Origin of the sequence: Rhizobium sp. B21/90, assembly GCF_019355815.1 — a bacterium.
In the GTDB taxonomy this organism is placed as follows: Bacteria; Pseudomonadota; Alphaproteobacteria; order Rhizobiales; family Rhizobiaceae; genus Rhizobium; species Rhizobium rhododendri.
This window is the reverse complement of record NZ_CP072163.1, coordinates 813696-840019: the sequence shown is the minus strand read 5'-3', so window position 1 is coordinate 840019 and position 26324 is coordinate 813696. Positions and strand designations below refer to the sequence as shown.

At 60.8% G+C, this 26324-nt stretch carries 24 protein-coding genes; 13 read left to right on the top strand and 11 right to left on the bottom strand.

Annotated features, from left to right (window positions below; all coding sequences use genetic code 11):
- Positions 1-45: 45 nt before the first annotated feature.
- Both J5278_RS22030 and J5278_RS22025 read left to right on the top strand, forming a co-directional pair.
- Entirely contained in the window at positions 46-987 is a 942-nt protein-coding gene (locus J5278_RS22030) for a 2-hydroxyacid dehydrogenase (RefSeq protein ID WP_219259155.1), read from the top strand.
- 28 nt (positions 988-1015) lie between these two features.
- Complete coding sequence (locus J5278_RS22025; RefSeq protein ID WP_142830966.1) at positions 1016-2047, top strand: L-idonate 5-dehydrogenase; 1032 nt, start codon at positions 1016-1018, stop codon at positions 2045-2047.
- A gap of 7 nt (positions 2048-2054) precedes the next feature.
- Here the strand turns inward: J5278_RS22025 and J5278_RS22020 are convergent, their stop codons facing one another.
- Complete coding sequence (locus tag J5278_RS22020) at positions 2055-3044, bottom strand: LacI family DNA-binding transcriptional regulator (protein WP_142831010.1); 990 nt, start codon at positions 3042-3044, stop codon at positions 2055-2057.
- Positions 3045-3349: 305 nt separating this feature from the next.
- Here J5278_RS22020 and J5278_RS22015 point away from each other — a divergent pair, with 305 nt between their 5' ends.
- Positions 3350-4273 (top strand): SMP-30/gluconolactonase/LRE family protein, encoded by a 924-nt coding sequence (locus tag J5278_RS22015; protein ID WP_209186500.1) that lies wholly within the window; start codon positions 3350-3352, stop codon positions 4271-4273.
- 17 nt (positions 4274-4290) lie between these two features.
- Here the strand turns inward: J5278_RS22015 and J5278_RS22010 are convergent, their stop codons facing one another.
- The 7 genes from J5278_RS22010 to J5278_RS21980 all read right to left on the bottom strand — a co-directional run bounded on the left by J5278_RS22010 (position 4291) and on the right by J5278_RS21980 (position 11671).
- Positions 4291-4803: a flavin reductase gene (locus tag J5278_RS22010; protein ID WP_142830967.1), complete on the bottom strand. Its 513-nt coding sequence runs from the start codon at positions 4801-4803 to the stop codon at positions 4291-4293.
- Between the two features lie 53 nt (positions 4804-4856).
- Positions 4857-6275, bottom strand: a complete 1419-nt coding sequence (locus J5278_RS22005; protein ID WP_209186450.1) for an amidase — start codon at positions 6273-6275, stop codon at positions 4857-4859.
- Positions 6272-6475 (bottom strand): hypothetical protein, encoded by a 204-nt coding sequence (locus J5278_RS22000; protein ID WP_143123110.1) that lies wholly within the window; start codon positions 6473-6475, stop codon positions 6272-6274. Before J5278_RS22000 ends, J5278_RS22005 begins: the two co-directional genes overlap by 4 nt.
- Entirely contained in the window at positions 6475-7485 is a 1011-nt protein-coding gene (locus J5278_RS21995) for an ABC transporter permease (RefSeq protein WP_209186452.1), read from the bottom strand. The genes J5278_RS22000 and J5278_RS21995 overlap by 1 nt, the downstream gene beginning before the upstream one ends.
- A complete protein-coding gene (locus J5278_RS21990) occupies positions 7482-9029 on the bottom strand; it encodes a sugar ABC transporter ATP-binding protein (protein WP_209186454.1) in 1548 nt (515 codons plus the stop codon). Before J5278_RS21990 ends, J5278_RS21995 begins: the two co-directional genes overlap by 4 nt.
- 28 nt (positions 9030-9057) lie before the next feature.
- Positions 9058-10158 carry a sugar ABC transporter substrate-binding protein gene (locus J5278_RS21985; protein WP_209186456.1) on the bottom strand — a complete coding sequence of 367 codons (1101 nt, stop codon included), beginning with the start codon at positions 10156-10158 and terminating at the stop codon, positions 9058-9060.
- A gap of 292 nt (positions 10159-10450) precedes the next feature.
- Positions 10451-11671, bottom strand: coding sequence for an MFS transporter (locus J5278_RS21980; RefSeq protein ID WP_209186458.1), 1221 nt, complete (start codon positions 11669-11671; stop codon positions 10451-10453).
- Here J5278_RS21980 and J5278_RS21975 point away from each other — a divergent pair.
- The 5 genes from J5278_RS21975 (at position 11670) to J5278_RS21955 (ending at position 17516) form a co-directional block, all read left to right on the top strand.
- Positions 11670-12617 carry a GntR family transcriptional regulator gene (locus J5278_RS21975; protein ID WP_219259153.1) on the top strand — a complete coding sequence of 316 codons (948 nt, stop codon included), beginning with the start codon at positions 11670-11672 and terminating at the stop codon, positions 12615-12617. The genes J5278_RS21980 and J5278_RS21975 overlap by 2 nt on opposite strands.
- Positions 12618-12888: 271 nt before the next feature.
- On the top strand, positions 12889-13971 hold the full coding sequence (gene rutA, locus J5278_RS21970) for a pyrimidine utilization protein A (RefSeq protein WP_142830975.1): 1083 nt from the start codon (positions 12889-12891) through the stop codon (positions 13969-13971).
- Position 13972: 1 nt separating this feature from the next.
- A complete protein-coding gene (locus J5278_RS21965; protein WP_209186461.1) occupies positions 13973-15529 on the top strand; it encodes an amidase in 1557 nt (518 codons plus the stop codon).
- Complete coding sequence (locus J5278_RS21960) at positions 15526-16890, top strand: amidase (RefSeq protein WP_209186463.1); 1365 nt, start codon at positions 15526-15528, stop codon at positions 16888-16890. The genes J5278_RS21965 and J5278_RS21960 overlap by 4 nt, the downstream gene beginning before the upstream one ends.
- Positions 16887-17516 carry an isochorismatase family protein gene (locus J5278_RS21955; protein WP_219259152.1) on the top strand — a complete coding sequence of 210 codons (630 nt, stop codon included), beginning with the start codon at positions 16887-16889 and terminating at the stop codon, positions 17514-17516. The genes J5278_RS21960 and J5278_RS21955 overlap by 4 nt, the downstream gene beginning before the upstream one ends.
- Positions 17517-17579: 63 nt before the next feature.
- Here the strand turns inward: J5278_RS21955 and J5278_RS21950 are convergent, their stop codons facing one another.
- From J5278_RS21950 to otnK, 3 genes are read right to left on the bottom strand one after another with little or no spacing between them, the layout of a single operon-like run.
- A complete protein-coding gene (locus J5278_RS21950) occupies positions 17580-18473 on the bottom strand; it encodes an NAD(P)-dependent oxidoreductase (RefSeq protein WP_219259149.1) in 894 nt (297 codons plus the stop codon).
- A 33-nt stretch (positions 18474-18506) separates the two neighbouring features.
- Positions 18507-19148 (bottom strand): 3-oxo-tetronate 4-phosphate decarboxylase, encoded by a 642-nt coding sequence (gene otnC / locus J5278_RS21945; RefSeq protein ID WP_219259147.1) that lies wholly within the window; start codon positions 19146-19148, stop codon positions 18507-18509.
- Complete coding sequence (otnK, locus tag J5278_RS21940; RefSeq protein WP_209186471.1) at positions 19141-20424, bottom strand: 3-oxo-tetronate kinase; 1284 nt, start codon at positions 20422-20424, stop codon at positions 19141-19143. The genes otnC and otnK overlap by 8 nt, the downstream gene beginning before the upstream one ends.
- 258 nt (positions 20425-20682) lie before the next feature.
- Here otnK and ltnD point away from each other — a divergent pair, with 258 nt between their 5' ends.
- The 5 genes from ltnD (at position 20683) to J5278_RS21915 (ending at position 26297) form a co-directional block, all read left to right on the top strand.
- Positions 20683-21597, top strand: coding sequence for an L-threonate dehydrogenase (gene ltnD, locus J5278_RS21935; protein WP_209186473.1), 915 nt, complete (start codon positions 20683-20685; stop codon positions 21595-21597).
- A 1-nt stretch (position 21598) separates the two neighbouring features.
- Positions 21599-22372 (top strand): 2-oxo-tetronate isomerase, encoded by a 774-nt coding sequence (gene otnI, locus J5278_RS21930; RefSeq protein WP_219259145.1) that lies wholly within the window; start codon positions 21599-21601, stop codon positions 22370-22372.
- Between the two features lie 356 nt (positions 22373-22728).
- Positions 22729-23739: an ABC transporter permease gene (locus J5278_RS21925; RefSeq protein ID WP_142830984.1), complete on the top strand. Its 1011-nt coding sequence runs from the start codon at positions 22729-22731 to the stop codon at positions 23737-23739.
- Positions 23740-23806: 67 nt separating this feature from the next.
- Entirely contained in the window at positions 23807-24733 is a 927-nt protein-coding gene (locus J5278_RS21920; RefSeq protein WP_209186482.1) for a sugar-binding protein, read from the top strand.
- A 61-nt stretch (positions 24734-24794) separates the two neighbouring features.
- Positions 24795-26297, top strand: a complete 1503-nt coding sequence (locus tag J5278_RS21915; protein WP_219259144.1) for a sugar ABC transporter ATP-binding protein — start codon at positions 24795-24797, stop codon at positions 26295-26297.
- Positions 26298-26324: the final 27 nt, after the last annotated feature.

The window sequence follows — 26324 nt, the reverse complement described above, 5'->3', positions numbered from 1 at the left end:
TGTTATCGATAACATAATCAATCGACAATTCACGGGAGACAAGACATGCCGAAGGCAGATATCCTGATGACCGGCGTGTATCCGGATTGGGACATGACGGCGCTGGAGGAAAATTATATCGTCCATCGGCTGTGGGAGGCCGAAGACAGGCAGGCCCTGCTGAAGGCTGTCGGCAAGGACATTCGTGCCATCGCCACCAAGGGCGAGCTTGGCGCCTCCGCCGAACTCATGGCGGCGTTGCCGAACCTCGAGATCGTGTCGTGCTACGGCGTCGGCACCGACGCCATCGATCTTTCCTATGCCCGCGACCGCGGCATTCGCGTCACCAATACGCCCGATGTTCTCACCGATGACGTCGCCGATATTGCCATTGGATTGCTGCTGGCCGCAGCCAGGCGCATCGCGCAAGCAGATGTGTTCGTGCGCGCCGGAGACTGGCGCAACGGCGCGATGCCTTTGGTGACGCGGGTGTCGGGCAAGAAGCTCGGTCTCGTCGGCATGGGGCGCATCGGCCAGGCCATCGCCCGGCGCGGCGCGGCCTTCGGCTGCGATATCGCATACTTTTCCCGCAACCAGCGCCCGGACGTTGCCTTCGCGTTCGAACCGGACCTGATCGCGCTGGCGAAATGGGCCGATTTCCTGGTGGTCATCGTTCCCGGTGGGGAGGCTACCCGAAATCTGGTCGATGGCGCGGTGCTGGCAGCCCTCGGAGCTCAAGGGATACTGGTTAATGTCTCAAGGGGTTCCACCGTCGATGAGGCGGCCTTGATTGCTGCCTTGCAGGAAAAAACCATCCAGGCCGCGGGCCTCGATGTGTTCTGGAACGAGCCCAACATCGACGCGCGTTTCATGACGCTCGACAATGTCGTCCTGCATCCGCATCATGGGTCCGGGACGGTGGAAACGCGGCAGGCGATGGGCCAACTCGTTCGCGACAATCTCGCGGCGCATTTCTCCGGCGCAACACTGCTCACCCCGGTTGTTTGAGGCCTACTCCATTGTTTGAGGTAAGACGATGAAAGCACTTGTCATTCACGCCGCCAAGGATCTTCGGATCGAGGAAGTACAGGCGGGATTGCCGGGGCCGGGACAGGTGGGCATTGCCATTCAGGCCGGCGGCATCTGTGGTTCCGACCTGCACTATTACAATCACGGTGGCTTCGGCACCGTGCGGCTGCGCGAACCGATGATCCTCGGGCATGAGATTGCCGGCACCATCAACGCCATCGGCGAAGGAGTGACTGGCCTCTCTGTCGGCGACCGCGTCGCCGTTTCGCCCAGCAGACCTTGCAATCATTGCCGGTATTGCCTCAAGGGGCAGCAGAACCAATGCCTCAACATGCAGTTCTACGGCAGCGCGATGCCGATGCCGCATATCCAGGGCGGCTTTCGCCAGCAACTGGTGGCGGAAGGCTGGCAGTGCCACAAGGTCAAGGACGGCGTTTCCATCGAGGAAGCGGCCTTCGCCGAACCGTTCGCGGTCGTCCTGCATGCGGTCAACCGCGCAGGCTCGCTGCTCGGCAAGCGGGTGCTGGTGACCGGCTGCGGACCGATCGGCGCGCTCGCAATCATTGCGGCACGGGCACACGGCGCCCGCGAAATCGTCGTCACCGATGTCGTCGACAATGTTCTCAATCTGGCGCGGACCATCGGTGCTGACCGGACGATCAATGTCGCTTCCAACCCGCAAGATCTGTCCGCCTATGGTGCCGACAAGGGTTATTTCGATGTGATGTTCGAAGCGTCCGGCAATGAACGGGCGGTCAGGGCAGGGCTGGAGGCGTTGGCGCCGCGCGCCGTGCTGGTTCAGCTCGGCCTCGGCGGCGACATCTCGCTGCCACAGAACATGATCGTCGCCAAGGAAATCGAGATACGCGGGACCTTCCGGTTCCACGAGGAGTTCGCTCTGGCGGTCGATCTGATCAACAGCGGGCGCGTCGATCTGAAGCCGCTGCTGACGGCGGTTTTCCCGATCGAGGATGCGGTGGCAGCCTTCGAGGCGGCGAACGATCGAAGCAAGGCCATGAAGGTGCAGATCGCCTTCTAGATTTGCCTCAGGCGCTTTCGCGCAACACGACGCGGCAGCTGGTGAGAGTGATCTCGTCGCCCTTCGGCTCTCCGCCCTGGATGGCTTCGAGCAGCTTTGCCGCCGCCTGGCTGCCGATGCCATAGCAATCGGCATTGATCGTTGTGATGCGCGGGTGGCAGATCGACGAGATCTCGTAGTCACCGAAGCCGGCGATGGCAATGTCTTCCGGTACGCGCATGCCGCGGCGCTGGCATTCCATCATCGCACCGAAGGCCGACAGGTCGGAAACGCACAGTACGACTTCCGTGTCGGGCCAGCTTTCGAGCATGCTGACGATGGCCTGCGCGCCCTGCTGCATGGTGATCGGCGGGACGCCGAAGGAGATGACGCGGCCAGGTCCTAGCCCGAGTTCCTCGACCGTCTTCAGGAATCCGCTGCGCCGCTGGCTGCCGCGCGTGTCGCGCGCCGTGGTGCCGCCGATATAGCCGAACTTGCGGTAACCCTTGTCGGCGAGCGCGCGCACAAGCATCGACATGGCCTCGCCATTCGAGAAACCGACGACATGGCCGAGCGGCTTCTCCGGGATTTCCCAGGTCTCGACAACCGGGATATTGGCATTTTCCAGCATGCGCCTCGCGCGCATCGTGTGCGATCCACCGGTCAGGATGATGCCTTCCGGGCGCCGGCGCAGCATCGCCTCGATAAGCTTTTCTTCCTTGTCCGCCGCGTAGTCGGTGTAGCCGAGAAGCAGCTGCAGGCCGGTATTTTCGAGCGCGTCGGTGATGCCCCGCGCGGTGTCGGAAAAGTTGGAATTGTTGATCGATGGCACCAGCGCCGCAATGAAGCCGGTGCGCCGGGACGACAGGCTGCCGGCCGACTGGTCAAGCACGTAGCCGAGTGCATCGACGGCATCCATGATCCGCTTGCGCGTTTCCTCCGAGACGCTGGCATCCTGCCGAAAAGCCCGCGAGACTGTCATCGCGGATACGCCGACATATTTGGCGACCTCGGCCATCGTCAGCTTCTGGATGTCTCGCGGCGCGCCGTTCGGCCTGCCCCCGGCTGGTTTTTTCACTGTGTCCCCATACGTATCGGTTGCCCCAAACACCGCGCGGCTTCGAGCAAGGTTCACCAATAAAGTTATCGCTACCATCGCACAATCGCAAAGTTGCGCACTCTCGCGCTGCGCGCATTGCCAAGAGGGCTATCTCTGAGGGTCTTGTGTTATCTGTCTCAAACTAATTTGACGCCGACAACGTCAGGGTCTTGGCTGGACGGGAGAAAATGATATCGATAACCGAAATGCAGATGGAGGTGACGATGTTTGGTGAAATCGAAGGCAGCGGCTTTGAAGTTATCGATCCTCGTTTCGAGGCCTGCTTTGTCGGCCATGCGCGGGTCGAGCGGCTCTGGACAGGAGGCCGCTGGTTGGAGGGGCCTGCCTGGTTTGCCCCCGGACGTTACCTGGTGTTCTCCGACATTCCGAACAATCGGATGATGCGCTACGATGAAGCCAGCGGTCAGACCTCCGTATTTCGGTCGCCATCGAACAATTCCAACGGCAATACCGTCGACAACGAAGGTCGGCTCGTGACCTGCGAGCATCTGACGCGACGGGTCACCCGGACGGATTTCGACGGCAAGATTACTGTCATCGCCGATCAGGTCGACGGCAAGCGTCTGAATTCTCCGAACGATGTGACCGTGAAGTCGGATGGCACGATCTGGTTCACCGATCCGACCTACGGCATCCTGACCGATTACGAAGGTGATTATGGCGAGGAGGAGATCGGCGGTTGCCATGTCTATTGCCATGATCCGCGGACCGGAACGCGTCGTGTCGCCGCCGATTTCGTCAAGCCGAACGGGCTGGCATTCTCGCCGGACGAATCCATTCTCTACGTTTCCGACACCGGCGTTTCGCATCTCAGCGGCGGACCGCGTCATATCCGTAAGCTTGCCGTATCCGCCGATGGCAAGCTCGAAAATATCGGCGTCTTTGCAGAGTGCACGTCAGGTCTGTTCGACGGCTTCAGGGTCGATCGCAGGGGCCGTATCTGGGCCAGTGCGAGTGACGGCGTTCACGTCTACGATTCCGATGGCACCCTGATCGGCAAGGTCCGGATCCCCGAAGGCGTGTCCAACCTCACCTTCGGCGGTCCGAAAGGCAATCGGCTGTTCATCACCGGAACAACATCGCTATACGCGGTCTACGTGACGGCGAACGGAGTGAAACTGGGCTGACGCAAGGCCTGCCATCGTCAGGCGCCGAGATGGTGGTAGGCACGCTTGTAGTAGACCAGCGCCTTTTCCGCAGCGCTTTCGCGGATAGCCTTTACCGAGCAGAACAGCACCCGGTGGGTGCCGACATCGACCATGTCGGTGAGCACGCATTCGAACGATACCATGGCATCCTCCAGCACCGGAGCGCCCGTAACCCCATAGTGCCAGTTGGCTGCGGCAAAGCGCTGTTCGACGGGGGTCTTGCCGCCAAACAGGCCTGAAAGCCCTTCGTGCCCGGCGGTCAGGACATTGACGCAGAGCGCCTTGTTGCCCATGACCGCATTGAATACCGACGCCGTCCGGTTGAGACAGATGAGCAAGGTGGCGGGGCTGTCGGTGACGCTGCAGACAGCGGTCGCTGCAAAGCCTGCCTTGCCGGCCGGACCATCCGTCGTGATGATGTTCACGGCCGCGCCCATCTTCGCCATTGCGTCGCGAAAGACCTGCGGGCTTACGTCTTCAATGGTTTCGATCTGGGTCGTGGCGTCCATCGGTATGATCCTTCATGGGGTGTCCGCCCGTTCCGGCGGGTTGCATGTTTTGCTCAGGCGGCCGGCCGCGCAAGCGATGGGTCGGTGAAGGCCGTCAGGCCAACTGCTCGTTCGAGCCTCAGGGCGACGCTGGCGGCCAGATCCTCGCGCCATGGACGCGCGACGACCTGCAGCGCAATGGGTAGCCCGCCAGCGGACATCGAAACCGGCACGGTGACCACCGGCAGGCCGAGATAGCTGAACGGTCTCGTGAACGCGGTCATCGCGCTGACGACAGCGTTCATCGTCGGGCTCGTCCCGACGTCGACCTCGCTGGACAGCGGTGGAATGAACGGCATTGTCGGCGCAATCAGGACATCGATGCCGGCAAAGGTTGTCTCGAGAAACTCTCTCAGCATCACCGACCTCATCTGCAGGGCACGCAGATAGATCGGCGCCGGGATCGCCAGCGACTGCGAAAGTCGCATGCGGATCTGCGGGCCGTAATCTTCCGGACGCTCGCGCATCCAGTCGAAATGCACCGTACCCGCTTCTGCCATGGCCACTGCATTGGCGAGTTCAGCGATGGCGGAGAGATCGGGCAGGGGTGCAGCAGCGATGCCGGCTACATCTGGCGACAAAGCCCTGATTGCCGTCTCCATCCCGCCTGCAACGTCGCTTTCCAGTCCGTCGGCAAACGGACCGCCGGCAATTCCGATCCGCAGCGATGACAGGTCGGAAAGCAGCGCACCGGGCTTGTCTGCATCCATGCAGGTCGTGTCGTGTCCGTCCGGGCCGGCGATCAGCTGCAACAGCAGGTAGGCGTCTGCGACGGAGCGCGCCAGAGGGCCGACGCAATCCTGCGAGAATGACAGCGGCATCGCCCCATGACGGCTGACGCGTCCCTGTGTCGGCTTGATCCCGACCGTGCCACAACAGGCGGCCGGCAGACGGATGGAGCCGCCCGTGTCTGAGCCGAGAGCCGCCAGCACCACCCCGCCGCCAACGGCAGATCCGGACCCGGAGGAAGAGCCGCCGGTGATCCGCGCAGCATCGATCGGGTTCAGCGCCCTGCCGTGGTGAAAATTGTGCCCCGTCGGTCCCATGGCGAATTCGCTCATGTTGAGCCGGCCGATGGAGAGCGCACCCGCTGCTTGCAGACGCTGCATGACTGTGGACGTCGAGGTCGCCACATGACCCTTGCGGATCTTCGAGCCGCAACCGGTCACGAAGCCGGCGCGGTCATACATATCCTTGTGGGCGAGTGGCACACCATGCAGCGGCCCTACCGTCCGGCCGGCGGCAAGCGCAACATCGGCGGCACGGGCTGCCTCGAGCACGGGGCCTTCCTCGATCTCGATAAAGGCGTTCAGCCGCTCGTGGCTGGACTTTGCGCGGGCGAGTGCGGCGGTTGTCATCTCGACGGAAGTAATCCGGCCGGCGAGGATCGCCTCCGCAGCCTCCTTGAGCGTGGTCGGGTTATCGAGGCTCATCGTCCGGCCTCAACGCGCAAGACAGCTTCGAAATGGGCTGGTTCGGTGTTGAACAACGCGCCTGCCTTATCGGTAAGTGGCTTGGCGATGCTGGTCTTGTCGCGCATGGCTTCACCGGCCATGGCCACAAGCTCCGCCTCGTCGGCCGGGCGATCCCAATAGGTCTCGGCAAGGGCAGCCATGATCTTCATCAGGTCCATCAGCTGAAATCCTGTGGCTGGCGATTGCGCACGAGCTGGCTGAGCGACACGGCGATGACCAGGGCGCCTCCGTAGAACAGGTTCTGCACATAGGCATCCGCCCCGAGCATGGTCAGGCCGGTGATGCCGGTCACGAGGAAATAAACGCTGATCACCGCGCCGAAGGCATTGAAGCGGCCGGGCGAGATTGTCGTTGCGCCGAGGAATGCTGCGGCGAACGCCGGAAGCAGAAGGTTGAGGCCGGACAGCGGATCGGCTGATCCCGTCATGCCGGCATAGAGCATGCCGGCAAAGGCGGAGATCAGCCCGGAGAGCACGAAGGAGGTGGCGCGCACCCTGTCGACATTGATGCCGTTCAGCCGGGACACTTCGCGCCCGCGGCCGACGAACAGCAGCTTGCGGCCGGCAATGGTGAATTCCAGCGCGTACCAAAGGATGACGGCGAGGATCAGGGCATAGAAGAAGGCGAGGGGAATGCCGAACAGCCGGTTGATGATGACCCATTTGACCAGGCCCATGGAGACGCCTGATATCGTCTGCGAATTGCTGACCCAGAGGATCAGCCCGTTCGCGAACGTACCGACACCGAGCGTGACGATCAGCGAATGGATGCGGAAATAGAGGACGAAGAATGCATTGACCGCGCCGATGACGATACCGCTCACCAGCGCGATGACGATCACGGGGACGATCGGCCAGCCGAATTTGACGTTGAGCACGGCGATCAGCATGGTGCTCATCGTCAGGGTCGAGGCCCCAGACAGGTCGAAATCGCCCGATGTCAGCGGAATGATGATGGCAAGCGTCAGCACCACGAGCACGGCCTGTGAGCCGAACAGGGTGGAGAAGCTTCGCCAGCTCAGGAACGAATCCGGCATCAGCGTTCCGAAAATCACGATGAGCAGCAACCATGCGCCCACAAGGGCGAAGCGCTCGCCCTCGGTTTTTATCGTGAAGCGGCTCCTTGCCGGCATCGAGGTCTTGGTCGTCGGCATATCCAGCGTCGTCATTCTGCGGCCTCCGCGTCATGGCTGTGGAAACAGGCTTCGGTGATTGCCTTGCGGCTGATCTCGGCGCCCTTGAGTTCGATCACCGGGCGACCGCGCGAAAAGACGATGATGCGGTCGCAGATCTGTTCGAGTTGTTCATTGTCGGTCGAGGCGCAAAGTATCGCCGTGCCATCCGCCGCCGCCCGGTCCAGCGCCCTGAAAATCTGCTGGCGAGCGCCGAAATCGACGCCCTGCGTCGGTTCGTCGAGCATCAGAAGCTTCGGCTTAGTCTGCAGCCATTTGGCCAGCAGCACCTTTTGCTGATTACCTCCGGACAGCGAGCCGAGCGGGAGATGCGGAATGGCTGGCCTGACGTCGTAACTCTGGACGAGCGCTGCCGCTGCACGCGTCATTCCGGGACGATCGAGTCCGTAAGGCCTGGTGAGGCCATCCAGCATGGGGAGCGTGATATTGTCGGTCACCGACAGTGTGCCGATGCCGGCAGCACCCAGGCGATCTCCGGGCAGGAAGGCGATGCCCAGCTTCTGCGCAGCAAGCGGCGTCACCGCGCTGATCTTCGCCGATTTGCCCCCGATGGTGATTTCACCGCTGCCCCGTCTCGCACCATAGAGCAGGTAGGGGAGGGCTGCAAAGCCGGTGCCGATCAGGCCAGTCACACCCAGCGTCTCGCCCTCCCGGATCTCGAAATCGAAAGGTGCGCTGGTGCCATTGGAAATACCGCGCACGCTGACCGCCGCCGGCACGCCTGTCCTGGCCATGCGCTTCTTTTCGAACGCGTCGATCCGCGAGCCGACGATGGTGTCGAGGATAGACTGCCGCTGTGATGTACGGGTATCGAGGATATCGACCAGCTCTCCGTCGCGCAGCACCGCGACACGGTCGGTGATATCTCGGACCTCGTCGATATCATGCGTGACGATGACGACGGAGGCGCCGGTCTTGACGATGGAGCGGATCAGCGCAAAAAGTCGCAGCACGTCGTCGGCCGGCAGGAATGGCGTCGGTTCGTCGAGGACCAGGATGCCTTCGCCGCCATAGCCGGCATCGGACGCCCTGAGGTCCTCGAACGCACGGATGATGGCGACAAAGGCCCGCTCCACCGGCGCAAGGTTCGCCACCGTCTGGAACGGATCGATCGAAAGGTCGAATTCGGAAAACAGCCTGGAGATGGCGGCTGCTTCCTTCTTCCAGTTGACGAACCAAGGCGTCTTCTGGCCAAGCGCTGTGACCCGCATATTCTCGAGCACCGTCAGGGATGGCACGAGACCGAGGTGCTGGTGGACGAAAGCTACTCCTCGCTTCTTGATCTCCATCGGATCGAGCGGCAGAGACATTTTCTGCCCCCAGAGGATGACCTCGCTGCCCTCTTCCGGCTGGTGAAAGCCGGCCAGCACCTTGATCATGGTGGATTTGCCGGAGCCGTTCTGGCCGAGAAGGCCGAATACCTCGCCCCGCCGTATCGACAGCGAAACACCCTTGAGCGCATAGTAGCTGCCGAAGCGCATACGGATGTTGTTCATGGTGAGGACGGCATTTTCGACCATGAGGCGCTCCTGCTGCGTTCGCGTTGACCTACTTCATCATCCAGAGTTTGCGGAAGCCGTCGAGGTGGGCGTCGCCATAGCCGTCGTTGAAATTGGCAGGTGTGCCGGCGGTCTGGATATTGGTGTCGTCGAAGACCAGCAGCGGCACGTTGAGCTTGGCGACTTCAGGCTTGCCGCACAGCATCCGCATGATGTTGTCGATCGCCGCATAGCCGGCCCAGCCGAGGCTTTCGCCAACATCCATCTGCACCTGGCCTCCGCGCACCATGTCGAGAACGAATGGCGTGCCATTGAAACTGGCAAGCTTGACGCTGCCTTCCGAGCCGGTGATGCGGAGCGCCGGGATGACGAACTGCGACATGGAGTCGTAGATCGGCAGGATGTAGTTGATCGAGGGATCGGCCAGCAGAGCGGATTGCGTGCCCGACTGGATCTTCGTTGCCCATTCGGAAACGGGCACGTCCAGATGCTTCATCTTGCAGCTCGGGCAAAGCGTTTTAAGTTCATCCTGGATCGACTTGACGAAGGGGATCGAGGGGAGGACGTCGGACGAGCCGATGATCAGTACATTTGGTTTACCTTCGGTCTGGACATAGGCCCAGGCTGCCAGCAGCTTGCCGGCGCCGCTAAAGTCGATCTTGCCGGAATAGTCGACGGTGTCGATTGCCGGCTGGGTCACGTCGTAGAAATGCGTCGTCGATATCTTCAGGCCGGCGGCGCGCGCTTCGCCCAGTTGCGGACCGAGAACTTGCGGGTTCAGGCCGCCCGCCAGGTCGAGAGCGTCATATTTCTGGCTGATCGCCTGCGAGATACCCTGCACCCACTGGTCGATCTTCAACTGGTTGTCCCAGGTGGTGTAGGTGAAGCCCACTTCGGCTGCAGCCGATGCCATTGCCTTCTGCAATTCGACATTGAACGGGATGGTCATCGAGATCGGGATCGACAAAACCTTCTTGCCGGCCATGCACTGCTTGGCGTTGAACGGTTCGCCCGGGGGCGTGAATACCGGCATGGCGCGGTGCTGCGTGATGATCGCCTTGGCATCCTCCATGGGGTCGGCCATCGCGGTTGTGGACAGGCCGGCGAAGGCGGAGACCGCCAGCATTGTACTCACGAAAAGCAGGCGCATGATCAACATTCCCCTCTGTGATCCCGGTCTGCCCGGGGTCCTACAACGTAGCTTTCGATCAGCTATCTAAACTTAAAGTACGTACATACTCAAGGAAACGTCAACCGGATTTTGCCTATTTTTTTGCACTGCACATTTATACGGCGATTGCTAAAAACCATATCAGATAGGCGCTTGAATCGTGTTCAATTGCACATCGGAGCCAATCGTCAGCCTATAGCGAGCGCCTGCAGCAAGCGGCGCCGCATGCATGCGTCATCAGTATGTCAGTACATATGGAGAGATTTTCAGGTCAGTGGCTTGAGCGATGGGCTCGCCATGCGATGATCATGCCGCCGAAACCGAACAGGGAAAAGACCATGAAGCTCGCACCATAGTGGCCAGTCAAAGCATAAAGACTGGCAAAGGACGACGGACCGACGATGACCCCGATGAAGGTGTAGACCAGAGCGCCCCCGGTGATCGCGCCGACCCTGCCTTCCGGGGCATTGTGGGCCACCTCTGCGAGCAACACGCCGTTCCATCCAATCGTCACGCCGCCCATGCAGACAAAGAGGGCGACCTGCGCGACTGGTGGCAGGCCGGGCAGCCAGTAGAGCAAGGCATAGCCGGCGCCACCGAGTAGGCCAAGCAGTGACAGGGTGATGAAGCCGCCGCCGATGCGATCGGCGACCACGCCCCAGAAGATGCGACCGAAGGCGCCAGCGAACTGCATGGCTGCGGCAACGGACCCTGCGGCGAGCAAGGACCAGCCGGCGTCGTGCACAAGCGTGACCACAGCGAAGGCGGAAACCGACAGTTGCATGGCGGAATATGCAAAGCCCAGGCCGCTCAGCGTCAGCAGACGCGGGCTGCGCCAGATCGTCGATTGTTCCTCGATCAACCCGCGCAACAGGGATCGGCGCTTGCTGACTACGACGGGTTCAGCCGCGTGCGTCATCGCCAGCAACCCCATCGTCAACAGCGGTGCGGCCGCCCCGATCAGCAGTGCGATATTCCAGTCGACATAGCGAGAGAGATAGGGGAAGGCGAAGCTTGCGAGGATGCCGCCCAGCGGGACGCCGGATTGCTTCAGCGAAAATACGATGTTCCGCTTGTTCTGCGGGGTGACTCGGCTCAGCATTTCGGAAGATGCAGGATTGTTCAGGCCGTAGCCGATGCCGATAAAAAGCGACGCAATGACGATCAGTGGAATACTGGCGGTGGCAATGCCGGCAAAACCGATCACGCAGCAGACAAGTGCAGCCTGTTCAATTCGGATCGGCCCGAAGCGCTGGACCAGCGTGCCGGCGATTGCAGAGGAGAACATGCCAGAGGCATAGATCAGGCTGATCTGATAGCCGATCCAGTAGGCGCCGATATCGAGATCTGCTGCCACCGTCGGCGCAATGGCCGTGAGTGCAAGGACGCTCGCGGTCGCCACGATCTGGATCAGCGTTGCCGCCACAAGGGTTTGCATCAGCGAAGAAGCTCGGCGCGTTTGCGTGGCCTCTCCGGCAATCAGGTCCGACATGCGTCTCAATATCCTGGGAAATTATAGCTGGGATATGTACGTACTAATAGATTTGCTTTGCTGGCACAAGCGGGTCAGGATGCGTTTGCGGACATGCTGGAATTCGATTGCCTTTCGCCGGGAAAGACGATTGAAACCTTTACAACGGAGATGCGCCGGTGATTTTAGCTGGCAAGGGGTGGGGTGCTTGGATCAGAAAAGCAATGATTGGAAGCCCGAGCTGGATACGGCGCCGCTCTATCTGCAGGTCGCCCATCACCTGGAGTCTCGCATCAGCAATGGCGACTACCCGGTTGGTACCCTTTTGCCAACAGAGAACGAGATTGCCGCAGCGCTGGGCGTCAGTCGCCAGACCGTGCGTCAGGCAATCGGGACCCTGCGCAACAAGGGGCGTCTTTCGGCGCGCAAGGGGGTAGGCACCCGTGTTGAGGCCGGCTTCGATCCGGAACGCAAACGCTTCATCGCTCACTCGCGCTCCGAACTTTTTGAAATCGCCGCCGAGACCGAATTTGTAATCGACACGAAGGAGGAGGTCTCGGCGCAGGGTAAACTTGCGATCGAGCTGGGTTGCCGTCCTGGCCGAAAGTTCTTCCACATGGCCGGTATCCGTTATCCCGGCAATCGAAGCAGGCCGTTTTCGTGGAACGAGGTCTACGTCGATTCCAGGCTTGCTGGCGCCGTGAAGGACATCACGGTCGCGAGAAGTGCTATTTTTCACTATATCGAACAGTTTACCGGCGAAAAAATCCAGGAAATCCAGCAGGAAATCAAGCCTATCGCGCTCGATGAGGTGATTGCCGACAAGCTCGGCGTCAGCCCGGGCGATCTCGCGCTCGTCGTCACGCGCCGCTACTACGGCTCCGGTCGCCGCCTGCTGGAATATGCTTTCCAGGTTCTGCCGGCAGAGCGCTTTACCTTCACCACGACCCTGCGCGCCGAGAGCTGAGGCTGACAGCCGCGTGAATGGTTCCTGGGCCTGCCCGCAGCCATGATTCGTCTGCCCATTCCGCCTGTAATTGCCTTTCTGATTGGCTTTCTGCCTCGTCATTCGCCGTTTGGATAATTTCCCGCCGCCAAACTTCTGCGTGCAAATCAGCCTTTTGATTAATAAATAGGCGCGCCTAAAGATGCGTCATTTTTGGCTTTACAGGCCCGAAAAATTTTGCATTAGTTCGTACATACTGCCTTGCATGTCCATCAGATAAAAGGGGAACCACATGGATATCGGTGTTTTCATTCCCATCGGAAACAATGGCTGGCTGATCTCCACTACCTCGCCGCAGTACATGCCGAGCTTCGAGCTCAACAAGCAGATCGTCCAGAAAGCAGAGGGATACGGGCTCGAGTTTGCGCTCTCGATGATCAAGCTGAGAGGCTTCGGCGGCAAGGCCGAGTTCTGGGACTACAATCTTGAGAGCTTCACGCTTATGGCCAGCCTGGCGGCTGTCACCAAGCGCATCAAGCTGTTTGCCTCGACTGCCGTGCTGACTCTGCCGCCGGCCATTGTCGCGCGCATGGCGACGACGATCGACAGCGTGGCGCCCGGCCGTTTCGGGGTCAATATCGTGTCGGGCTGGCAGATGGCGGAATATGACCAGATGGGCATGTGGCCGGGAAATGACTATTTCGGCTACCGCTACGATTATTCGACCGAATACGTCCACATCATGAAAGAGCTTTGGGCCAAGGGCGAATGCTCCTTCGAAGGCAAGCACTTCACCATGAAGGATTGCATGATGAAGCCGATGCCGGCGAACAAGATTGAGATCGTTGCAGCAGGTCAGAGTCCGCGCGGCATGGAATTCGCGGCAGAGTACGCCGATTACAACTTCGTCATGGGCTCGGGCATCAATACGCCGACCGCCTATGCGCCGAACAACGCCAAGCTGGTTGAAGCGGCTGCCAAGACCGGCCGCGATGTCGGCGCCTACGTGCTGTTCATGGTGATCGCCGAAGAGACCGACGAACTGGCAAAGGCAAAGTGGGAGAGCTACCGCGAAGGGGCCGATGTCGACGCCCTCGCGTGGATGGCGGACCAGGGCAGCAAGGATGCAACTGCCGACAGCAACTCGACCGCCAAGCACATCAACCTGCCGGAAGGTGCTGTCAATTTCAACATGGGCACCCTGGTAGGCTCTTATGCCAGCGTCGCCCGGATGCTGGAGGAGGCCGGCAGCGTTCCCGGTACAAAGGGCATCATGCTGACCTTCGACGACTTCCTGGTCGGTCTCGACAAGTTTGGCGAGCGCATCCAGCCGTTGATGGCGTCGCGCATGCCGAGCCAGATGGCGGCCGAATAAGGTGCATCGCCTTCTGCCAGATGCCGGGGCCGCAGCACCGCTTGTCGGCCCCCGCGACCTCCTCGATCCACTGACGCTGGTCGACCCCGGCGTCGCAGATCGCCCCTACGCCCGTTTGGCACCCTCAGGCGAGCCGTTGCCAAGCCCTGATGTCGAGCCCGCGATCGAAGATTTGCCAATAAGGACCGCCGGCGTGGACGCGCTTCTTTCCGCGTATGCCGGTGGGAGACTGTTGCCTTCGCACGCCCTGCGCTCGCTTATCAGTGCGTCGCGATCCTGCACCGCAGGTGGCGAGGCTATCCTTCGCTTCGTGCCGCAGGCTGAAAAGGCCGCCTGTGAAAGCGACGAGCGTTGGCGCAATGGAACGGTGCGGCCGCTGGAAGGCATTCCGTTCGGCGTCAAGGACATCATCGATGTCGCCGATACGATCACCACATCCGGCTCCCATTTTACCGGCGATCGCGTCGCGCCGGCCGATGCCGATGTCGTGGCCGGCTTGCGTGCCGCCGGCGCCATTCCCTTTGCCATGACTGCGACCACCGAGTTTGCCACCGGTTCACCGCACAACCCGCGCTTCGGTACGGTGCGCAATCCGTGGGATCAAAGCCGCTGGACGGGTGGATCGTCGACGGGATCCGCTGCAGCACTGGCCGCGCAGCTGATGCCGCTTGCGCTCGGCACGGACACCGGTGGATCAATCCGGGTCCCATCCTGCTGGTGTGGCACGACGGGCCTGAAGCCGAGCCGGGACCGCGTGTCCCGAAAAGGTGTCGCGCCCCTGTCCTGGACACTGGACCATGTCGGTCCGATGGCCCGCTCGGCAAGGGACATCGCCCGCGTATTGTCTTTCATGACCGCCCAGCGGGAGCCATCCTTGGCTGCGCAATGTGCTGCCATTCTGGCGGGCGAGACTTTAGAGGGTCTTCGCATCGGCGTGCCCGTCAACTGGTTCACGGATGTGGTTGACGACGCCGTTCTCGCCAATTGGGAGGCTGCGCTGAAGACGATGGAGAGGCTTGGATGCATCTGCATTCCGCTCCCTGCCATCGATATCGCCCCTTGGCATGAGGCCGGCTGGGTCATCCTCCAAAGTGAATTGGCAACGCTGCATTCTCCCCGTCTCGATCGTGTGGAGATGTTCGACGCGGGCCTTGTTCACAGGCTGAAGAACGGCCTCACCTATTCCGCGGTCGATTACGGGCGTGCGCTCCAGATGCGCGCCGAGGCACAAACCGGCTTCCTCGACGCCATGGCCGATGTCGATCTGGTCGTTACGCCCGGCATCGGTGGCGAGGCTGGCCTGCTCGATGGGCTGACCGTCGACGTGAACGGGATCTCCAACACCTTCCAGTCGATGATTTCGCGAAATACGATGATTTTCGACATCACCGGCCTGCCAGCCCTGATGCTGCCGTCCGGCCTCGGTCGCGGCGGCCTGCCGACCGGTATACAGATCGTCGGCAGGCCCCAGGCCGATGCGATGTGCCTTTCCCTTGGAGCCGCTTTTCAGCGCGCGACCGAGTTCCACCGCCTGATGCCGCCGGGATTGGCGATATGAGCGCTGATCCTCCGCTTGTGGCCTTGCCGAACCAGCTGACTGCCACGGATTTGCTGGCGATGCTGGCCGATGACAAGTTGAGCGCTAGCGATGTGGTGGAGGCGTGCCTTGAGCGCATCCGCCTGCGGGATGGCGATGTGCAGGCCTGGCTCGCCGTCAATCCGCAGGCACTGGCCGAGGCCGCCCGTCTGGATGCCTTGCCGAGGGAAAAGCGTGGCCGGCTGCATGGCCTGCCGATTGCTGTCAAGGATGTGTTCGACACCCACGACCTGCCGACGACCTACAACTCGCCGCTTTATGGTGGTTTCCAGCCTGCGGCGGATGCTGCGGCCGTCGATCTGCTGCGCGCGGAAGGTGCCATCGTGCTCGGCAAGACCGACACGACGGAATTTGCCGCCGCCGGGCAGGATGCCAGAACCGGCAATCCGCACGATCTTGCGCGCACGTCCGGCGGTTCGTCTGCTGGTTCGGCTGCAGCCGTTGCCGACTTTCACGTGCCGCTGGCGCTCGCCACGCAGACCGGCGGTTCGACCATTCGCCCGGCTTCGTTCTGCGGCGTCTATGCCTTCAAGCCGAGCTACGCTCGTGTCAGCCGGGAGGGTGTGAGGCTCTATTCCATCAGCTTTGACACCGTCGGCTGGTATGGTCGCTCGATTGCGGACCTGGCATTGCTGGCAAATATCTTCGGTCTCGACGAACCTTGCGGGTCGGACAGTCGCCCGGCTGCGCTGAGAATAGCAGTGACCACAGGCCCCTACCATGACCGCCTGCAGGACGAGAGCCTGCGGGCAATGACATCAGCCGCGGACAGCCTGCGACAGGCCGGCCATCAGGTCCATGAGCTCGAACTTCCGCCGCCCTTCGAAGCGCTCGATCGCTATCACCGGGTCATTCTGCATCGCGAAGGCCAGGCAGCGTTTCGCAATCTTGCCCGTCGAAATGGCGCCGCGCTGCATGACGATTTCCATCACAGGGTGGAAAATCGCGATGGTACGACGCTCGCCGAACTGAGAGACGCCTATGACGGGATGGCGCTGGCGCGGATCGCTTTCGACGAGATCGCGGCCAACTACGATGTGGTGATCGCGCCGAGTGCTGCCGGGTTTGCACCCGTCGGCCGCAAACCCGGCGATCCCGTGTTCAATGCCTCGTGGACGCTGCTCGGCGTGCCCTGCGTGAATATTCCAGTGCTACTGCCTGCATATTCCGACGGACCATCGCTGCCGATCGGGGTCACGCTGATCGCGCCGCGTTTTGCCGACAGCCATCTTCTGGCTCATGCCGACCGGATTGCCGCCGTCCTGAGTACCAGAGCCTCTGTCGTCGAGACTGTCCATGAATTTCGAGGGAGCCGTCCGTGAGCGAAGCCGACCTGCATGCAAACTATGCCAAAGCCTATGATAACCGCATCGGCTTCGGCAGGAAGCCTGCCCTGGTGCTTGTCGATTTCGTCCAGGCCTATTTCGAGCCCGACAGCCCGCTGTTCGCAGGTGTCGATGCGGCGCTGGAAAGTGCCCTGCGCATCCGTGCTGTAGCGCATGGCAACAATCTTCCCGTCATTCTGACCGGCGTCGTCCTGCATCCGAGCGGTCTGGATGGCGGCCGGTTTTTCCAGAAGGCCAAGCCGCTGGCAAGCTTTACCGCCGGCAATCCTCTCGGCGCCTGGCCGAAGGGGCTCGAGCCCCGGGCTGATGAGTTTATTGTCACGAAGCAATATCCCAGCGCATTCTTTGGCACGTCGCTGGCGTCGATGCTGACTGCGATGGGGGTCGACAATGTCATCCTCACCGGTCTGACCACCAGCGGCTGCGTGCGTGCTTCCTGCGTGGATGCCATGTCGCACGGCTTCATCACGACGGTGGTGCGCGATGCCTGCGGCGACCGTCATCCGGCTCCGCACGAGGCCAATCTTTTCGATATGAACGCAAAATATGCCGACGTCGTCTCCGAGGCGGAGATTCTGGCGTTTATCGGCGGCCTCGATTAACGCCTGCCTCCGCCAGAAAGTGCCCGGCGGCCACAAGGCCGCCGAAGCATCGTCATTTTACGCTTAACTCGCGCCATTTGCCTTGGCTATGAAGTCAGTAAGGTGCGGAACATAGTCTTCTGCCCCGGCACCGCCATTTGCCATAGCCACGGCGAACGAGTTCTTCACTGCGCTCGACATTGTAGTGGTGACGGTCACGGCATTTGCCATCGATTCCACGTAGCGCATGTCTTTGTAAGCATTGCTGAGAGTGAACTTGTGGGCTTCCCGGTTGCCTTCCAGCGCATAGCCCATGAAGGTCTGATAGAAGCCGCAGTCCATACGTCCTCCGCGGATCACCTGGTCGAATGTCTCTATGGAGATGCCGACTTTTTTCGACAGCGCCAGGGCCTCGGAATAGAGCGCGGCATAGCCGAGCGAGATGAAATTGTTCAGGAGCTTCATCCGATGGCCGTCGGCGACGCCGCCGATGTGGACAATCTTCCCCGCCCATGTCGAGATCACCGGATTGATGCGCTCAAAAACCGCCGCGTCGGCGCCGACCATGCAATCGAGAGTACCCGCCCACGCTTCTTTCGGCGTGCGGCTCAAGGGGGCATCGGCGTAGAGAACGCCGATCTCGGCCATCTCTGCGGCCAGCGTCTGTGTCACCGTGGGCTCGCCGGTCGAGCAATCGACGATGACGGTCCCGGCGCCAAGGCCGGGTTTCATGGCCGCGACGGCAGCCGCAACTTCCGGCGAGCCGGTCAGGCAAAGAAAGACGATGGTGGAGTGACGGGCCAGTTCTTCAAGAGACTTTGCCTCGGTGGCTCCCCTTGAAACCAGGTCGTCGACCGGCACCCGGTTGCGATGGGCGACGACGTGCAGCGCGTAGCCCTTTTCAACGATATTCTTTGCCATGCCATGGCCCATCAGCCCTGTGCCGACAAACCCGATGGTCTCAGTGGTATTGGTCATTTTACTCTCTCCCTGAACGTAAATGGTCGGCGATCATGACAAATTGAATTTGCTGCGCAGCTCGTCTACCTGCTGCGGCGTCAGCGCGCGCAACACGTGGTTTTGCAGCATCAGGAACAGCTTGGCTGTTTCCTCAAGCTCCTCGGTGGCATACTGGGCGTTGGCAAGCGAAGTTCCGGCGACGACAGGACCATGATTTGCCAGAAGCACCGCGTGATGCTTGCCGGCCAGCGCCTTTACGGCGTGCGCCAATTCGGGATCTCCCGGCGCGAAATAGGGCACCAGCGGCAAGCGGCCGATGCGCATCACATAATATGCCGTCAGCGCTGGAAGCACATCGTTGGGATCGACGTTGGCAAGGATGCTGACGGCTGTGGCATGGCTCGAATGCAGGTGGACGACGGCTGCCGCTTCTGACCGTTCATCATACATCGAAAAATGCAGGAAGGCTTCCTTGGTCGGCTTGTCCCCCGACAAGAGCTGGCCGGATGCGTCGAAATGTGAAAGCCGATCTGGCTCGAGGTTTCCCAGCGAGGCGTTCGTCGGCGTCATCAACCATCCGCCATCGGCAAGGCGCACCGAGATGTTTCCGCTTGAGCCGGCAGTCAGGCCGCGATTGAACAGCGAGGCGCCGACGCGGCAGATTTCGTCGCGCGCTTTGTTGATCTCACGCATTCCCGTGCTCCGCTCGTAACAGATGCCAAGCCTTCAGAAAGAAATCCTCGGCACCGAAGTTTCCCGATTTCAGCGCCAATGCCAAGTCCGGGCCGTTGATGCTGCGGGTCCAGGGGACGCCGGGATCGATCTCCGGCCCGATCTCGAGCATCGCCACCTGCAGCCCAGCAACGATAGCACCGGATGTTTCGCCACCGGCAACCAGAAACTTCGTAAATCCTCTGTTCTTCAAATGGTTTGCGACTTCGGCCAGCGTCGTTTCGACCAATGCGCCGGATTGGTGCCTGCCCATCGATGCCTGAATGTCTGCAAGGGCGGCCGGATCTGCGCTCGAATACATAAGCACCGGCGCAGAGCTGTCCTGCGCAAGAGCCCAGTCTGCTATCTCCGAAGCCGTCTGCCTCCCGTCCGAAATTGCGTTTACATCGAGCGCTAGCGTCGGCATGCCGCTGTGTCGCGCCGCCTCGATCTGGCCGCGGGTTGCGACCGAGCAGGATCCTGCCAGAATGGCTGCCCGACCCGCTGGCGCCGCCATTTGCACTTGTTCCTGCCGGCGTGCGACGCGGCCCTTGGCAACGAGATCTTCCGCAAGGCCCAAGCCGATGCCTGAGCCGCCTGTTACAAGCCGCATCTCCGCACACGCTTGTCCGATGGCATGCAGATCGGTGTCTGCAAGGGTGTCCACGATCACGATCCGGCGCCCGGCTGCTTTTTCTGCTGCGAAGGCCCCTGATATCGCGTCCTGTCCGGACCTTACGATATTGATATCGACCAGTCCTACGGCCAGCGACGTCTGACGGCCCAACACCCGCACGATATTTGCATCGGTCATCGGGTTCAGCGGATGATCTTTCAGGGGGCTGTCCGACAGCAGCTGATCTCCGACGAACAGGTGGCCTTTGTAAACGGTCCGGCCCGCTGCCGGAAAAGATGGACAGGCGATTGTGAAATCGACATCGAGGAGCGTCATCAGCGCTTCGGTGACCGGCCCGATATTTCCCTCGTCCGTGCTGTCGAAGGTCGAGCAGTATTTGAATAGAAACTTTTCCGCCCCCGCAGCAAGCAGGGCCCGGGCTGCTGCGCAAGACATATCAACCGCCTCATCGACTGGAATCGATCGTGACTTGAGGGCAACAACGACAGCATCCGCATCGGCGAACTTTTCACCCGGCGCGGGTACGCCGATGCGCTGCACCGTTCGCAGACCCGCGCGCGAAAGCATCAGGCAGAGATCGGTAGCACCGGTAATGTCGTCCGCAATTGCGCCTATCAGCACGTTCGTTCCTCATTCTGCCAGCCGTTATGCTGCTCCAAGGGTGTAAGCGAGGATACATCCGACGGTAGCATCGAATTTCCTCCGCGCCTTCCCGTTCGCGCCCGACCCTGTTGTTGCTTCAGCGCAAAAAGCCCTTGCATTGCTTTTCCGACGCGCGCTAACTATGTTTATGGCAACGCTATCATTTGAATTTGACGAGCACAAGCGCGTGTTTAATCCTGCGGTATCGGCCGCACTCCATTCGGCAAGGAAGCTCAGATGACGACAAAACCTCAACAGACTGCCTGCGTGATCGGGTTGGGATCCATGGGGTTCGGGATAGCGGCCTCTCTTCTTCGCGGCGGCTTCGATGTCGTCGGCTGCGATGTCAGTGCGGACGCGATGGCGCGGTTCGAGGCGCTCGGCGGCAGGGTTGCAGGACTGCCGATCGATGCCGGGCGGGACGCGCAGATCGTGATTTCGGTCGTGGTCAACGCGGCGCAGACCGATGCCGTCCTATTCGGTGAGAATGGCGCGGTGACCGAAATGGGCAAGCGCGGCACCGTTTTGTCTTGTGCCACCATGTCGCCGGAGGCTGCGCGGGATTTTGAGCGTCGCGCCCAAGCTCTTGATTTACTTTACATCGATGCCCCGATCAGCGGCGGCGCCACGCGTGCTGCCGCTGGTGAGCTGACGATCATGGCGTCCGGTGCGCCAGAGGCCTTCGCCTCGGCACGTCCTGCCCTCGACTGCATTGCCACCAAGATCTACGAACTTGGCGACGCCGCAGGGGTCGGTGCTGCGTTCAAGATCGTCAACCAGTTGCTGGCCGGCGTGCATATCGCCGCTGCCTGCGAGGCCGTGACCTTCGCGAAGGCCATGGACCTGGATATTGCCAAGGTTTACGAGGTTATCTCGGCCTCCGCCGGCAATTCCTGGATGTTTGAGAACAGGGTTCCGCATATCCTGGAGGGCGATTACCGTCCGCGCAGCGCTGTCGATATCTTCACCAAGGATCTCGGCATCGTCTCGGATATCGCCCGCAATCTCAAATTTCCCACGCCCATAGCATCGACTGCCCTGCAGATGTTCGTCATGACGGCTGCCGCCGGCATGGGGCGCGACGACGATGCATCGATCGCGCGTATGATCGCGAACCTGACGGGGCTCGATCTTCCCGGCCTGGAGGCCTGATATGCCACGTTTTGCGGCCAATTTGACCATGATGTTCACAGAAGTAGGCTTCCTCGACCGGTTCGCTGCTGCTGCTGCTGCCGGATTCGATGCGGTGGAATATCTGTTCCCATACGATTTCGACCCAGCCGATATCGCCGAGCGATTGCATCGACTCAAGCTCTCGCAGGCGCTTTTCAATTTGCCGCCGGGCGATTGGGCATCGGGCGAGAGAGGTCTCGCAGCGCTGCCAGACCGGACAGATGAATTTCGCGCGTCTGTCGAGACAGCGCTCAGATATGCTGCGGCAACAGGCGTGAAGCGGTTGCACGTGATGAGCGGTCTGGCCGAGCGGTCGGACCCGGCCGCTGTCGCCGCGTATCGCCAGTCAATCGCCTACGCATGCGACAAGGCGGGCGAGACCGGGCTGGATATTGTTCTGGAGCCGATCAACGGGCGCGACATGCCCGGATATTTCCTCAATAATTTCAATTTCGCAGCGGATTTGATCGCAGCTCTTGGCTATCCAAACCTGAAATTGCAGTTCGATATCTACCATCGCCAGATCATCCATGGCGATGTGCTCTCTGGGCTGCGAACGATGATGCCCATCATAGGCCACGTTCAGATCGCATCGGTGCCGCTCCGCCACGAGCCTGGAACGGGAGAGCTCGACGACTTTACCGTCCTGCGTGAACTCGATCGGCTGGGATATGACGGTTTTGTCGGCTGCGAGTACCGCCCGGCACGCGGCACGATCGAAGGCCTCGGATGGCTGGCGACCTTTCGCCAGTAGGGATGCAGTCAATTAATAGCCGACATGCTGACTACCAGCGCTGCCATTCAACAGAGAAATTCTGTGCGTTTCAGGCACTGGCAGACGCGGAGAATGACCGCGCGCACTTCCACCTTGACCGCATAACACCGATAAATTCGTTCCATCTTACATAAAATCGAAAACGAGCTTGACAGATGGCGGAATTGGCAGAAGTTATGGCAGCGCTGCCATAGACATTTCAAGGCAGTCTTCGAATAGCTGGCTTGCGTACCCCGTCACCACCAAACGCATCTGGAGGTTGCAATCTGTGGTGACGATAGACAAACGGATATGCTGACAGCTCACGCGAGCAGCGGCGATAGGGAGGAGAATTCATGTCCGGACTCGTCAATGACGAACCGTCGCCCCGTAACTCGTCATCGGGCTTTCTTGCCCAGTTGGCGAAATTGCGTCATGTGCGAGAGGTCAACGTGCTCGTCGCCCTCGTGGTCGTCGGCGCGCTCATCAGCCTGTACACGCCGTATTTCCTGACGACCAATAATCTGATGGGCGTATTTCGCGCATTCTCGCTGACGGCGATCATGAGCATCGGCATGGTTATGGTCATCATCACCGGCGGCATCGATCTATCGGTCGGCTCGGCAATGGGTCTCGCCTCGCTGGTGACCGCCCTGTGCTTCGAAGCCGGTTTTTCGACCGGCGGCAGTGTCGCTGCCGGCCTTTCGGTCGGCGTGGCGTTCGGGTTTATCAATGGCGCACTGATCACCATGATCGGGCTGCCGCCATTCATCGCGACGCTTGGAACCCTCAGCATCGGGCGTGGCCTTATGTACATGATCACCCACGGGGTTCCTGTCACGCCGACGCCGCCCGATGCTTTCTCTATTCTCGGCCAGGGCTATCTCGGTCCGGTGCCGGTGCCCGTCGTGATCATGCTGGTCCTCATGGCGATATTCGCGCTGATCATGCGCCGCACGCGCTTCGGTCGGCATATCTACGCGACAGGTGGAAACGAAAATGCGGCGCGCCTGAGCGGTGTGAAGGTAGATCGGGTGAAACTGGCCGTCTACGTGCTGTCTTCAACCATCGCGGCGGCAGCCGGCGTCATTGCATTTTCCAGATACCTGTCCGCCGAACCTGCGTCCGGCTTTGGATCGGAGCTCGATGTGATCGCTGCTGCCGCAATCGGCGGAGCCAGCCTTGCCGGTGGGGTTGGCAGCGTCTCCGGGGCCGTCATCGGCGCAGCGCTTGTCGGCGTCATCGCCAATGGCGTTGTGCTGCTCAACATCAATACCTATGCCCAGCAGGCCATCACGGGCGGGGTGATCCTCATTGCCGTGAGCCTGGACGTTTTGAGAAATCGGCTCTCGGGAGGTCGCGGATAACGCGGAGGCTGCAAGTTTCAATGGAGATACCCGGCGGAGGACGTACGGGTGAGGAGGAGAAGGAAAGATGAACGAGTTCAAAAAAGCAGTGTTTGCCGCATTGGTATCGATGACGGCGGTCGGCGGCGCGGTGGCTCAGGACATTACCATCGCTGTGGTGCCAAAAGTGGCGGTGCCGTTTTTCGACGACTGTAACAAGGGCGCGCAGGAAGCGGCCAAGGCTGCAGGAGTCGATTATCAGTGGGTTGTTCCGCAGAACACCCAAGGGTCGACACAGGTCAAGATCATAGAGGATCTCATTGCTCGCCACGTCAGCGGTATCGCCGTCTCGGTCAACGAACCGAAGTCGGTGGAGGGGATCATCAAGCAGGCCATGGCGGCCGGCATCAAGGTCCTGACCTTCGATAGCGACAGCGCCAAGAGCGGCCGCAGCATGTATATCGGCACGATCAACAAGCAGGCCGGCGTCACCATGGGCAAATCCATGGGCGAAGCGCTCGGCGGCAAGGGCGAGGTTGCCATCGTCACCGGCCAGCTCGGCGCCTCCAATCTCAATGAGCGGATCGACGGCGTCAAGGAAGCGCTGAAGGCGTTTCCCGATATCAAGGTTGTCGCTACCGAGGGCACCGAAGACGACCTCGCAAAGGCCGTCTCGGTGACGGAGGCGTTGCTGCGCGGAAACCCCAAGCTGGCCGGCATTATCGGCGTCAGCCAAGTCGGCGGCCCCGCCGCTGCCAAGGTCCTGGCAGAGCAGGAATTCTCCGATCGCAAGGCGGGCGTTAAGGTCTACGCCTTCGACGACCTGCCCGACACGATCAAGGGTGTCAAAAACGGATACATTGCCGGCATCATGGTCCAGCGTCCTGTGACCATGGGCAAGCTTGCCGTCGAGCACCTGGTTGCCCAGATCAAGGGCACGGAGACTGAAAGCAAGGATATCGACACCGGCGTGACGGTTGTCAACGCCTCCAATCTCGGAAGCTACACGAAGTAGGCGTCAAGGCCGACGGCGCCGGAAAGGGCGCCGCCGGCAGCATCCTCATGTGGAGATTATCATGACGCCTTTTCTGGAAATGCGCGGCATCTCGAAGACTTTTCCCGGTGTCCATGCACTCAAAAACGTCGATCTCTCGCTGAGCAGCGGTGAGGTCCATGTGCTCGCCGGAGAAAATGGTGCGGGAAAAAGTACCCTGATGAAGATCATGACGGGTGTCTACCGCGCCGATCCTGGCGGCTCGATCCGTGTCGACGGGCAGGAGGTAATGATCAGCGACCCGGTCCACGCACGGTCGCTGGGCATCAGCATCATCTACCAGGAGCTTGCGGTAGTGAATAATCTCACCGTGGCCGAAAACATTTTTCTGGCCCGCGAGCCTCTCGGCCCCGGCGGTCTTATCGATACGCGCAGGATGAATGCCGAAACACGGGCCGTCCTCGCCGAACTGGAGATGACCATCGAACCGACGACGCGGGTAGGCAATCTCAGCATCGGCCAGAAACAGATGGTCGAGATCGCGCGGGCGATCTCGTATCGCTCGAAATTGATCATCATGGACGAGCCGACCGCATCGCTCAGCCATCACGAAGCGTCCACCCTGATGCGGATCGTCCGCAAGCTCGTCGCGCAGCAGATCGGTATCGTCTATATCTCGCATCGCATGGACGAGATTTTCGAGATTGCCGACCGGGTCACGGTCTTGCGCGACGGCCAGACGGTCGATACGCGGCCGATTGCCGAAATGACCCGTGAGTTGCTGGTGCGCAAGATGGTCGATCGCGACCTGTCGCAACTGTTCGGCGAGCATCAGTCCTACGCCACATCCGACATCCTGCTTTCCGTCCGCGGACTGGGCCTGAAGAGCAGGACCGCGCATGGTGCCAAGGTGGAGGATATTTCTTTCGACCTGCACAAAGGCGAGATTTTGGGCTTCTTCGGGCTCGTCGGGTCCGGTCGTACGGAAATCATGGAGATGATCTTTGGCTGGCGTCCGCGCGTCGGCGATGTGATGATAGAAGGCGCGACAGTGACGATACGAGATCCCGCCGATGCCATCGATCTCGGTATCGGCTTCGTTTCTGAAGACCGAAAGGAACTTGGGCTCGTGCTCGGCATGTCGGTACGTGAAAATTTCAGTCTCACGCACCTGTCCGACTATTGTACGCTGGATGTCGTCAACCAGAAGCGCGAGACAAGCGCCTGCGCTGCGTTCATCCGCTCTCTCGGCATCAAGACGCCGTCGACGGAGCAAAAGGTGCTCAATCTTTCCGGGGGGAACCAGCAGAAGGTGGTCATCGCCAAATGGGTGGCGCGGCATCCGCGTATCCTGATTGTCGACGAGCCGACACGCGGCATCGACATCGGCGCGAAATCCGAGGTTCACACGCTTCTCAACAGCCTTGCAAAGCAGGGGATCGCAATCATCGTCGTCTCCTCCGACTTGCCAGAGATCCTGGCCATCAGCGACCGGATCGTCGTGCTGAAGGAGGGCCGCATCACCGGCAAGATCGAGCGCAGCGAGGCGACGCAGGAGCGCATCATGCTCGCCGCGACAGCTTGACGAATTGGTTTCGGCGCACATTTTTCA